Source organism: Sphaerospermopsis sp. LEGE 08334 (assembly GCF_015207205.1).
GTDB lineage: Bacteria > Cyanobacteriota > Cyanobacteriia > Cyanobacteriales > Nostocaceae > Sphaerospermopsis.
In genome coordinates this window covers 25,451-36,928 of record NZ_JADEXH010000049.1, presented here as the reverse complement: position 1 = coordinate 36,928, position 11,478 = coordinate 25,451, and the positions used below count along the sequence as shown (strand labels likewise).

Sequence of the window (11,478 nt, the reverse complement as noted above, 5' to 3'; positions counted from 1 at the left end):
CCTACCAAATAAGCTAAAAATGCAGCTAAGTTATTAGTTCAAACGTACTATTTACAAGGGTTTTCTCAATAGTGAATACTTATTGACAACAGAAATTATCTAATTCCCTGTTATTTTGACCTGTACCAAATGAAGGTGGAAACATACCACTAGGGTAACTATCGTGTCTTGTAGAGGAAAATAGCTGTAACCTAGATAGGGCAATAGTTTCAAGTAGTGAGTATAGCTGTACAGGTTAGTATTTTTGTACTCTTGTCACTGGATTGGTGACTTGCTACTGTGAATCATCTATTCAGTGATTACTGATACATAGGTACTATAGTATGTATGTATTGGTTGTTTACTCAATTTACCTAGTGTATGATTGGTTAGTGAGTAAATCTTGAGTAAACACTAGGTTCTAGTAATGAAAGGTGTGAAGTGAAAAGTCCTTTCAAATAACCTATTTTTTAAAATGCGGATGAAAGGACTTGAACCTTCACACCTTGCGGTACTAGAACCTAAATCTAGCGCGTCTGCCAATTCCGCCACATCCGCATCAGGATATTATAATAGCATAACAAATTAGTAATGGCAAGAGGGAATTTGTGATTGGTGATTGGGAAACATAAAATTGATTACCCAGTCCCCAGTCCCCAGTCCCCAGTCCCCAGTCCCCTACATCACAGCAACACGGGGTAGACGATGCTTGAAGCCGCAAAGAATTTCCCACGAAATGGTATTTAATTGATTTGCCCAATCATCAGCGGTGATTGTTTCTCTTCCCTGCTCTCCCAGTAATGTGACTATTTCCCCTTCCTGCACATCGGGTATGGAACTGACATCTATCATTAATTGATCCATCGTAATTGTACCAATTTGCTGCAAACGCTGGCAACGCAGTAAAACTTGCATTTGTTGGGAAAGACTGCGGGGAACTCCATCCGCATAACCAATACCCACTACTGCAATCCGCATTTCTCTGGGTGCGATAAACTTATGACCATAACTAACGCCAGTTCCGGCAGCAATTGTTTTTACATGGGTAACTCTGGCTTTAAGTTGTAAAACCGGTCGCAGTTTGATTTGATTTTGCAGATGGGGAGCAGGGTAAAGTCCGTAAATGGCTAAACCTGCACGCACCATATCATAGTGTAATCTGGGATCTGCCAGGGTAGCGGCTGAGTTGGCTAAATGCAAACTGGGAATTTTGATACCTCTAGATTTGATTTGGGCGATCGCTTCCTCAAATCTTCTATGCTGTTCTTCCATAATCGCCGGATCAGGACTATCTGCTGTAGCTAGGTGAGAATAAATACTGGCAATATCCAAATGTGGTAATCTTTGTACTAACTGCACAAAATCACCTGCTTGCTGCCAATCAGTCCCTAGTCTGGACATTCCCGTATCTAGTTTGATGTGTACAGGTAAGGGAGAATTATATTTAATTGCTTCTAATGTATTGGAAAATATTAAAGCTTGTTTAGGACTGCAAAGTGTAGGTTGCAGTTTCCAGTGAGCGATCGCATGAATTTGTTCTGCTGTATTGGTTGCTCCTAAAATTAAAATCGGTGCTTTTATTCCACCTTCCCGTAATTGAATTCCTTCGGGAACTGTAGCCACTCCCAACCAACTTGCACCCGCTTCTAACGCAGTTTTAGCAACTGTTACAGCCCCATGTCCATAGGCATCAGCTTTTACCACTGCCATTAACTGTGTACGTGGTGATAAAAATCTTACTAATTGCTTGACATTATCGGACAACGCCCCTAAATCAATTTCCACCCAAGCACGTTGAGAAAACCAAGCGTAAGTATTGCACTCCTGACTATCAGCAAAACTAGGGGTTTGTTTGCTACTAAACATTCCTCTTCACTCCTATCACACCACTGCAAAGCTTCCAGACGCTCCGACTGTGCTAATTTTTGCCCCTTAAAGCCATATCAATTTAATCAGCAAAGTGTACCGTTGATCCGGGAGTTTGTACAATTAGTCAGGAGTCAGAATAATTTTAGATTTTAGATTTTAGATTTTAGATTTTAGATTGGAATTGACAACAACAATCCAAAATCCTTTCATTGTATCCCCAGTCACCAGTCCCCAGTCCCCAATCACCTGCAACCAAATTATTAAGGAAGTATAAATTATTCTCATCTCCCCAGAAAGGTATATTTGTGTTAAAATATCTAAAACTAATACCTTGAGCTAATATCAATGGGGAAGGTTTTAGTCCTAAATGCCTCCTACGAACCGCTCAACATCACGAGTTGGCGACGTGCCATAGTTTTGTTGATAAAAGGCAAGGCAGAACACGTAGAACACAACGGCAAATTCCTCTACTCGGATTTTCCTCTGCCAACCGTAATCCGGTTGCGTCATTACGTGCGTGTTCCCTATAAAGAAATTCCTCTGACGCGCCGAAATATATTGCATCGAGATGGGCATACTTGTCAATACTGTGGCTACACAGGTGATGAGTTGACCCTAGATCATGTAATGCCGCGATCGCGTGGAGGAGGTGACACCTGGGAAAACATCGTTACTGCCTGTGTACGCTGCAACGTCAAAAAAGGCTGTCGTACACCTCAAGAAGCCCGGATGCCTTTGCGCCATCCACCCCGTCAACCATACAGTAGCCTCTATTTTGAGGTGACAAAACATCTCAAGAGTGGACTTCATCAGGAGTGGCAAAAATATGTTATAGGACTTTGACATTAACACAGAACTAATTGCGACAGCAGGGGAATGAATCTTCACCTGTAGGTGTTGCTGTTTGACCTTGGTCAAGACAGTATACCACAAGTTGAGGGTTAAATTTGCCCTTGGTGAGTGTCTTTTTTGCAGCTTTTCAGGGGCATTCCCCAAAGCTGGAAGAATTGTTTGTTCAAATTCCAGCGAGACAACACAAACACAGATTCACAATTGTACCTCATTTTTTGAGGTATGGATCATTGTCACTATAAATTATTCCCAATCATCACAAAATTAAGCTTGAAGGTATATTTTTGAGGAAAATAGTTGTTAATGGCTGAGAAAACATAATAAATATATTTAGATAGTAAGTATTGTAAAATTCCGAAACTCTGTATACTAAAAAACGTTACAATACCCAAACTAAGATAGATATTGAAGTTAAAATCAGCTTTTAAGAAAAAGTTGCTGGGTTATTTCCAGTAACTATATGTACACCAGTACACCAGTTAGATGTCACTCGATTCTGGATTTACGTTAGCGAAGCGTACACAGCGAGTATTTTGGATTTTGGATTGAATCCACCCTAAAGTGTGGAAGCTCGAGAATTTTGGATTTGGGATTTACGTTAGCGAAGCGTGCGCTGCGCAGCGAGTATTTTTCCGTTCTGAAAGACCTAGACCTGTACCAAATGTTTTTAATCTAAAATCTAAAATCTAAAATCTAACATTCTCAGCAATCCCTGACTAATGGGCTTGACAAAAAATAAACCAACATGATGCTGTGCAAAGATTGTAAATTTCTGTCAAGATCGTAATGTGTGGACGAGCCAGAGCGTAACTGGTGGAAGCCACCAAGCTGAAAACTAAATTCCCTATGTACTTGAATTCTCCCGTTACTCAATTTGAGGGTTTTTCATTGACCACAGAGCCGAATGGGGAGGAAGTAGAACTAGAGAGAGATGCTCTTGAACTTCCACCACTTACACGGCCTTCCTTGCCAGCAGCAAATGGGGCAGCAGCAAATGGTGATGGAGGTATCTATTTAGCTCAACGTGGCAATTCCCTTGCTATTCAGAAGTCAGAAGAGTTACAAAAAACCCTGCTCAACCATAGACATGAGCGCCATCTGGTAATTCTACAAGATTTTCCTGACCCTGATGCTCTTTCTTGTGCTTGGGCTTACCAACTAATTGCCCAACAATACGATATCAAATGTGAAATCATTTATGCTGGCACTCTCAGCCATCAGGAGAATATTGCTTTAGTTAAGCTAACTACTTTACCTGCTCAACGCTGGACAATGCAAACCCTGAAAAGTAAAGATTTGTTATCTTATCAAGGGTTTGTGTTGATTGATAATCAGGGAACTACATCTCAATTACTAGCAGCAGTACAACAGGCCGGACTTCCCCTAGTAGTGCTGGTTGATCATCATAGCTTGCAAGGAGAACTCAAAGCAGAGTTTACCGATGTTCGTCCTTATGTACGAGCAACTGCCACAATCTTTACGCAGTATTTACAATCGGGTTTACTCACATTAGATAGCAGCATTAGCCAGCACGTGAAATGTGCAACTGCTTTGATGCACGGTTTGCGCTCAGATACCAATCGGTTAATGCAAGCGCAGGAAGAAGATTTTATGGCTGCTGCCTATCTGAGCAGGTTTTATGATGCTCAGTTGCTCAATGCCGTTTTACAAGCAAATCGTTCTAAGCGTGTAATGGATGTGATCGAGCGATCGCTCAAAAATCGCATTGTCCAAAATAACTTTTCCATAGCTGGTGTAGGTTATTTACGCTACGACGACCGAGATGCTATACCCCAAGCGGCTGATTTTCTGGTAACAGAAGAAAACGTGCATACTGCGGTAGTATACGGCATAGTTCACGATGAAGATGACGAACTAGAAGTAGTCATAGGTTCTCTGAGAACCACAAAACTTACCTTAGATCCTGACGAATTTATCAAAGAAGCCTTTGGACAAGATAGCACAGGGCGGTTTTTTGGTGGTGGGCGCACTGGTGCAGGTGGCTTTGAGATTCCGATGGGATTCTTATCTGGCGGTAACGAAAATTCCGCTTATGCGAAAATGAAATGGGAAGTTTTTGACGCTCAAATTAAGCAGAAATTATTGAAATTGGTAAATCCTAAAGATAACCCAATTCAGTCGTAATTACCCTGTTTCGGCAAAAATAGCCTCATTCCCCATCCGTTGTGAGGTTGGGGATAAATAAGGCAGGAGGCTGAAGTAAAACTATCTTTCTGTATAGGTTTTAATTGAGATTGTGTACCTGATTGATCTGTAATCTGCTGTATCATCATGAAAATGTGAGCAATTATATGATGAAATATCTTTACGAAGAGGATTTTCAAGTTTGGATTGATACAACAATTCAGAACTTAAAAAAACGTGAATTTGAATCACTAGATATAGAGAATTTGATTGAGGAATTAACAAATTTGGGGAAATCAGAAAAGAATGCTCTTAAAAGTAATCTGATGATTTTATTAGCTCATTTGCTGAAATTAAAAGTTCAATTTGATGCTCCAGACACTATGAAAATGAGTTGGTATAATTCAGTTATTGAACACCGTCAGCGAGTTTTGAACAATTTACAAGATACACCATCTCTCAAAAATTTTCTTCCTGAAGCAATTGAGCAAGCATATCCTCAATCTCGAAAATTAGCTATTAAAGAAGGTAAATTAGCTGCTTTTGGGGTTCGTATTCCTGATGAGAGTGAATATTCTCACACTTGTCCATTTTCCCTTGAGCAAATCTTAAATGAAGATTTTTATAGTTTGTAAGTGTACAAAAAGAAAAAACCGCGAACCAAATTAGTTGGTTTCACGGCTTTCGGTATGGTGTGAGGAGCTTAACTAACTCCATCATAGACCACCAAATCAAACATGGGGACGCTCGTATCAATTTTGGTAACAGAATTTTTTTAGTAACAGGTTATTTGAGGATTCTGCTATCAGCTATCAGTGATTTATTCTACTAAAGCACCACCACAACTAGAACCACATCCAGCAGTACAACCATAACAATAATCAGCAGTTTGTACTTCCTTGATGACATCTAAACTACCAACTTCTAATAATTTTCTAATTGTCAGGGGTTGACCATTTTGAGGTCTTGACGGTAAATTCATCATTTGGTTAAAATCGCAATCATAAACATTACCCAAATAATCAACAGAAATTTCCTCACGACACATTAAATTATCAACGGTGTCAGGGTTAAAATGTGATTCTAAAAACTGCAAATATTTTTCATAAAGATGTTTACGTTCTAAATATAACTTGGTTCTCCCTACAGGTATATTAGTTATAGTGAAAAGGCTGTTAAAGACAATATCAAAATGTTCTTGTAAGAAATTTTTATAAGCTAGTTGAAGATTTTTTTGATCTGGAGTTAAAGAAAAATTTTCATCCTTTGGTAACTGAGGATTATACACCAAATCTAAAATTAAATTTGCATCTTGACCATAACCCAATTTATTTAACCATTGTAAAGCTTTAATAGACTGATCAAAAACACCATAACCCCGCATTTTATCCACATTATCAGCTAAATAACAGGGAAGAGAAGCAACAACACGAACTTGATTTTTCGCTAAAAATTCAGGAATATCTGCAAAACCTTCCACAAAAAAGATTGTTAAATTTGACCTAACAATTACTTGTTTACCCGCTAACCTAGCAGCTTCTACTAATGGTTTAAAACCAAAATTCATTTCTGGAGCGCCCCCAGTTAAATCAACAATTTTAATTTCTGGGAATTTATAAATGAATTCAATTAACTCCAAACAAGTTGCCAGAGAAAGTTCCTCAGTTCTTTTAGGTCCTGCTTCCACATGACAATGAGAACAAGCAAGATTACAACGTTTACCGAGATTGACTTGTAAAACTTGGATTTTTTGCTTAACTAAAGCTGAACTAAGTTGTTTGTGAAAAGGAGTAACCGCTATTTTTACCATCATTAATACCTAAAAAACCTCATATTAAAACTTTCCGATGATTGCGTAGGGGTGATTCATGTAGCTTGCTTCCCGCAGGGTATTTCCCCTACTTTTTCTTTCTCTGCGTTCTGTGTCTCTCTGTGGTTCGATACTCTGAAAAATCATCAAACACCAAACCACAAAACAGAGAATATAATTATAAAAAATTCCCTAACAACAACCACCACCATCATAATACCAAGTAGAATCAGTAATCATGATTTCTTCTGGTTTCAAATTTCCCAATTTAGCAGCCGTTTTATCACAAACTGCGGCGGGAATACCCCTTTGTAAAATATGTCCTGCTCCATCATCAAAAAATGATTCTGAACCTGCATAAATAGCAGTTTTACCTGTGAAAATACAAGCACCGTCTTCAGGAATTTGCACCTTAAAAGAAACGGAATCAAGACTTTCTAAAAGTATATTTTCTTCCAGGTTATAAGTTTGTTTATCTAATAATCTATAGGGACGACGGGCGCGAATTTCAATTTGACCAAATCCAGCCTTTATAATTAACTGTGTATATTCTTCATAAGTGAGCGCACCGGATAAACACATTGCCCTTAATCTTTCATCTTGTCGTAAATGTTGGGGAATAGGACGGGTAGCAATGGGGTCACTCATTTGTAATCTGCCACTGGGTTTTAAAACTCGATATGCTGCTTTTAAAGCGCGGGTTAAATCAGCAGGTTCAAAGATATTAAAAAGACAATTTTGGGCGACTATATCAACAGAGGCATCATTGACAGGTAAATTAAAAGCATCCCCGGCAATAATTTCCACAAAACTAGGATCAAACCAAGGATTTTCTTGGGCAGCAATTTCTAAATTTCTTGTCGCAGCTTCTCGCATTTCTGCTACTGGTTCAACTGCGATGACAGCACCAGGACGACGGGAAAAATAAGCAAATTGTAAAGCTTCTAAACCACCACCAACACCAACATATAATACTGTAGGTTGGTTTGCTAATTCGTTAGTATGAACGGTAGTTCCGCAGCCATAATTCATTTCCTGCATGACTAAAGGAATTTTTAATCCTGGTAGTTGCAGGGGTGTACTTTGGACACAACAAAGTCCTACTTCTGGTATTTGAGCAACTTCGCTGTAAAATTGGGCTGCGGTTTCTAAATAGGTCATTGCTGTTTTTTGGGTTTAACTTTGTATATATTGATTCTGCATATTAATATATTGACATATATTCTGAGGAAATTTTAATGATTTTTACAGTGATTACGGTGATTACCGTAGAAAATTTATGGAACTATATTTAATCCGTCACGGTATCGCCGAAGAACATCAACTAGGGCTAAAAGATGAAGCGCGATCGCTCACCCAAGAAGGCAGACAAAAAACCGCAAAAGTAGCCCAAAGATTAATAAAACTTGGTTTTAAATTTGATTTAATCCTCACTAGTCCCCTAGTCCGCGCCCAACAAACAGCAGAAATACTCATGGCAGCCGGATTAAGTTCTCAGTTAGAAACCTCAGATCATCTCAGCTTTGAAGGCGATCTTCAATGGTGGCTAAGAGACTGGTTAGAACCGAGAAAATATCCTCAAAATACCCAACTAGCACTGGTGGGACATGAACCCTGTTTAACTAATTGGGCTGAAATTCTCCTTTGGGGTGAAGCAAAAGAACAACTCGTCCTTAAAAAAGCAGGTATGATCGGAATAAAAGTACCAGATGATGGTTCTCCTGTGGGTCGTAGTCAAATGTTCTGGTTGACACCTCCCAAGTACCTACTATAACAGTTTTTCGAGCTTTCGCATAAAATAGTTGTTAAATCGGCAACTGTTATAGTGAAAAGAATCTCTGGTAAGTTAGCGTGTTCAGATATTTCACAAAGCAAGTGGTGTAGCCATGACGGTGTGCGAATATAAGCCTGGTTTAGAAGGCATTCCCGCAGCCCAGTCTAGCATTAGTCATGTAGACGGGCAAAAGGGAATACTAGAGTATCGGGGCATTCGGATCGAAGAATTAGCAGAAAAAAGTACCTTCCTAGAAACTGCTTATCTTTTAATCTGGGGAAAATTGCCCAGCAAAGAAGAATTGACAGCTTTTGAGAGTGAAGTTAACGCTCACAGACGGATAAAATATCGTATTCGGGACATGATGAAATGTTTTCCCGAAAGTGGTCATCCAATGGATGCTCTCCAAGCCTCTGCTGCTGCCTTGGGTTTATTTTATTCTCGTCGTGACTTACATAATCCTGTCTACATTCGTAATTCTGTAGTCCGGTTAGTAGCCACAATTCCCACAATGGTAGCAGCGTTCCAGTTGATGCGGAAAGGAAATGATCCTGTAAAACCAAGGGATGACTTAGATTATGCTGCCAACTTCTTGTATATGCTCAATGAAAAAGAACCTGACCCCCTAGCAGCGCGGATTTTTGATATCTGCTTAATTCTGCACGTTGAGCATACAATGAATGCTTCTACCTTTAGTGCGCGAGTCACAGCTTCCACCTTAACCGATCCCTATGCAGTTGTAGCTAGTGCAGTAGGGACATTAGGCGGACCATTGCACGGTGGAGCAAACGAAGAAGTAATACAGATGTTAGAAGAAATCGGATCTGTAGATAACGTTCGCCCCTATATCGAAGATCGTCTACAAAGAAAAGCCAAAATCATGGGATTTGGACACCGCGTGTATAAGGTAAAAGATCCTAGAGCCACAATATTACAACGTTTAGCGGTGCAATTGTTCGAGAAATTCGGCTACGACAAGTTTTATGAAATTGCCCAGGAAGTAGAAAGGGTAATGGCCGAAAAAGTTGGCAGTAAAGGAATTTATCCTAATGTTGACTTTTATTCTGGTTTAGTGTATAGGAAAATGGGAATTCCCACAGATTTGTTTACACCAGTATTTGCGATCGCCCGTGTTGCAGGTTGGTTAGCACACTGGAAAGAACAACTTGAAGAAAACCGGATTTTCCGACCCACTCAAGTCTATAACGGTCTTCACGAAGTTCCTTATACTCCCATTGAGCAGCGTTAACTACCTGGGAAGGTGACAGGTAAAAGTTGACAGGTGACAGGTGACAGTTATGAGGTATTTTCCTGGGAATAGGTGATAAATACCCAATTTTAGATTTGAGATTCTAGATTGATGCTCTCAAGTGGACAGATTGATAAGTGTCATCTGTCAGCTTGATGAGGTTGACAATCAAAAATCTCGAATTTACATGGATAATCTGGAATTGGCATTGTCATCACAACCTGCTGTACAGGAAAATCAGACAATTTGCATAGAATAGAAAACCGTTACCAATTTGGGGACGGTAACTTTGTCTTGTCAGAGTCTTGTCAGAAGAATAGGTGACAGGTGACAGGTGACAGTAAGAAGAGAACAGGAAGAGGAGTAGGAAAGAGGTTTTTCCCAATCACCAATCCCTAATCACCAATCTCAATCTCAACCATAAGCAGAAGTTGTCATCTGGGATCAAAAGGGTAAAACCATCAAAGGATATACTAAACTCAGGAATTAGCAACAAATCTACAATTCTACAATCACGCATCGTCTCAATAGAGATTCTTCAACAGTAAATTTACAGATATTAAATTAAATAATATTTGTGAATTTACTATGAGTAGACGAATTACAGAGTAGCAAACATGAATGCAGGAATTGACCTTCAAGGAACTTTTATTGAATCCGTCAAGGATTTGGGCATACCAGCAGGGGCAGCCAAAGCCCTGTGGATGCCATTACCAATGATCCTGATGCTGATTGGGGCAACAGTAGGTGTACTGGTTGCAACCTGGCTAGAACGGAAAATTTCTGCGGCAGCACAGCAACGGATTGGTCCTGAATATCAAGGTCCATTTGGTTTACTAGTGCCTGTAGCCGATGGTCTAAAGCTGATCTTTAAAGAAGATATCGTACCAGCCAAAGCAGATCGCTGGTTATTTACCCTTGGTCCAATAATCGTAGTAATTCCGGTATTCTTATCATTTTTGATTGTTCCCTTTGGGGAGAATATCGTCATTACTAACGTCGGTATGGGTGTATTTTTGTGGATTGCATTATCCAGCATTCAGCCCATAGGCTTATTAATGGCTGGTTACGCATCTAACAACAAATACTCCTTGTTAGGGGGTTTGCGGGCAGCAGCACAATCAATCAGTTATGAAATACCATTGGCGTTGAGTGTATTAGCGATCGCCATGATGTCTAACAGCCTCAGCACCATTGACATCGTTAACCAACAATCAAACTTTGGGATTTTGGGTTGGAACGTTTGGAGACAACCACTAGGTTTCATCATCTTCTGGATCGCCGCCCTAGCAGAATGCGAACGTCTACCCTTTGACTTACCCGAAGCGGAAGAAGAACTGGTAGCCGGATATCAAACCGAATACGCAGGGATGAAATTCGGTTTATTTTACTTAGGTTCTTACATTAACCTCATCCTTTCTTCCCTACTCGTAGCAATTTTATACCTGGGCGGTTGGCATTTCCCCATCCCCGTCAGCCTGATAGGTGACTGGTTAGGAATGAGCGAAACCAACCCCATCTTACAAGTAATCACAGCCGCTTTAGGTATCACCATGACCGTACTTAAAGCGTATTTTCTCGTATTTCTTGCCATCCTCATCCGTTGGACAGTACCACGGGTCAGAATTGACCAACTGTTAGATTTAGGATGGAAGTTCTTACTACCAGTTGGTTTGGTTAACCTGTTATTAACCGCAGCCCTAAAATTAGCCTTTCCCGTCGCTTTCGGTGGTTAGAGAGATTTTAGATTTTAGATTTTAGATTTTGGATTGAATCTTAAATCTAAAATCCAAAATCCAA

At 39.8% G+C, this 11,478-nt stretch carries 9 protein-coding genes and 1 tRNA gene; 6 read left to right on the top strand and 4 right to left on the bottom strand.

Annotated features, from left to right (window positions below):
- Positions 1–455: 455 nt before the first annotated feature.
- Positions 456–537, bottom strand: a tRNA-Leu gene (locus tag IQ237_RS22115).
- Between the two features lie 120 nt (positions 538–657).
- Positions 658–1,845, bottom strand: coding sequence for an alanine racemase (alr, locus tag IQ237_RS22110; protein ID WP_194059078.1), 1,188 nt, complete (start codon positions 1,843–1,845; stop codon positions 658–660).
- Positions 1,846–2,193: 348 nt separating this feature from the next.
- Between alr and IQ237_RS22105 the strand changes: the two genes are divergently transcribed.
- From IQ237_RS22105 to IQ237_RS22095, 3 genes are all read left to right on the top strand, one after another.
- On the top strand, positions 2,194–2,691 hold the full coding sequence (locus IQ237_RS22105) for an HNH endonuclease (RefSeq protein ID WP_096570942.1): 498 nt from the start codon (positions 2,194–2,196) through the stop codon (positions 2,689–2,691).
- Positions 2,692–3,546: 855 nt separating this feature from the next.
- Entirely contained in the window at positions 3,547–4,845 is a 1,299-nt protein-coding gene (locus IQ237_RS22100; RefSeq protein WP_194059077.1) for a bifunctional oligoribonuclease/PAP phosphatase NrnA, read from the top strand.
- Positions 4,846–5,012: 167 nt separating this feature from the next.
- On the top strand, positions 5,013–5,480 hold the full coding sequence (locus IQ237_RS22095; protein WP_194059076.1) for a DUF29 domain-containing protein: 468 nt from the start codon (positions 5,013–5,015) through the stop codon (positions 5,478–5,480).
- A gap of 185 nt (positions 5,481–5,665) precedes the next feature.
- On the opposite strand, the gene arsS is transcribed toward IQ237_RS22095, so the two are convergent.
- Both arsS and arsM read right to left on the bottom strand, forming a co-directional pair.
- Positions 5,666–6,655 (bottom strand): arsenosugar biosynthesis radical SAM (seleno)protein ArsS, encoded by a 990-nt coding sequence (gene arsS, locus IQ237_RS22090; protein WP_194059075.1) that lies wholly within the window; start codon positions 6,653–6,655, stop codon positions 5,666–5,668.
- A gap of 192 nt (positions 6,656–6,847) precedes the next feature.
- The gene (arsM, locus tag IQ237_RS22085) at positions 6,848–7,816 is read right to left on the bottom strand and encodes an arsenosugar biosynthesis arsenite methyltransferase ArsM (RefSeq protein WP_194059074.1); all 969 of its coding nucleotides are present in this window, start codon (positions 7,814–7,816) and stop codon (positions 6,848–6,850) included.
- A 118-nt stretch (positions 7,817–7,934) separates the two neighbouring features.
- Here arsM and sixA point away from each other — a divergent pair, with 118 nt between their 5' ends.
- From sixA to nuoH, 3 genes are all read left to right on the top strand, one after another.
- Positions 7,935–8,429: a phosphohistidine phosphatase SixA gene (gene sixA / locus IQ237_RS22080; RefSeq protein ID WP_194059073.1), complete on the top strand. Its 495-nt coding sequence runs from the start codon at positions 7,935–7,937 to the stop codon at positions 8,427–8,429.
- A 112-nt stretch (positions 8,430–8,541) separates the two neighbouring features.
- The gene (locus IQ237_RS22075; RefSeq protein ID WP_096570930.1) at positions 8,542–9,678 is read left to right on the top strand and encodes a citrate synthase; all 1,137 of its coding nucleotides are present in this window, start codon (positions 8,542–8,544) and stop codon (positions 9,676–9,678) included.
- A 617-nt stretch (positions 9,679–10,295) separates the two neighbouring features.
- Positions 10,296–11,414: an NADH-quinone oxidoreductase subunit NuoH gene (nuoH, locus tag IQ237_RS22070; RefSeq protein WP_194059072.1), complete on the top strand. Its 1,119-nt coding sequence runs from the start codon at positions 10,296–10,298 to the stop codon at positions 11,412–11,414.
- Positions 11,415–11,478: the final 64 nt, after the last annotated feature.

Bases quoted from the DNA above. Each gene is read 5' to 3' on its own strand.
- alr (WP_194059078.1), bottom strand. From the start codon at position 1,845: ATGTTTAGTAGCAAACAAACCCCTAGTTTTGCTGATAGTCAGGAGTGC.
- IQ237_RS22105 (WP_096570942.1), top strand. From the start codon at position 2,194: ATGGGGAAGGTTTTAGTCCTAAATGCCTCCTACGAACCGCTCAACATC.
- IQ237_RS22100 (WP_194059077.1), top strand. From the start codon at position 3,547: ATGTACTTGAATTCTCCCGTTACTCAATTTGAGGGTTTTTCATTGACC.
- IQ237_RS22095 (WP_194059076.1), top strand. From the start codon at position 5,013: ATGATGAAATATCTTTACGAAGAGGATTTTCAAGTTTGGATTGATACA.
- arsS (WP_194059075.1), bottom strand. From the start codon at position 6,655: ATGGTAAAAATAGCGGTTACTCCTTTTCACAAACAACTTAGTTCAGCT.
- arsM (WP_194059074.1), bottom strand. From the start codon at position 7,816: ATGACCTATTTAGAAACCGCAGCCCAATTTTACAGCGAAGTTGCTCAA.
- sixA (WP_194059073.1), top strand. From the start codon at position 7,935: ATGGAACTATATTTAATCCGTCACGGTATCGCCGAAGAACATCAACTA.
- IQ237_RS22075 (WP_096570930.1), top strand. From the start codon at position 8,542: ATGACGGTGTGCGAATATAAGCCTGGTTTAGAAGGCATTCCCGCAGCC.
- nuoH (WP_194059072.1), top strand. From the start codon at position 10,296: ATGAATGCAGGAATTGACCTTCAAGGAACTTTTATTGAATCCGTCAAG.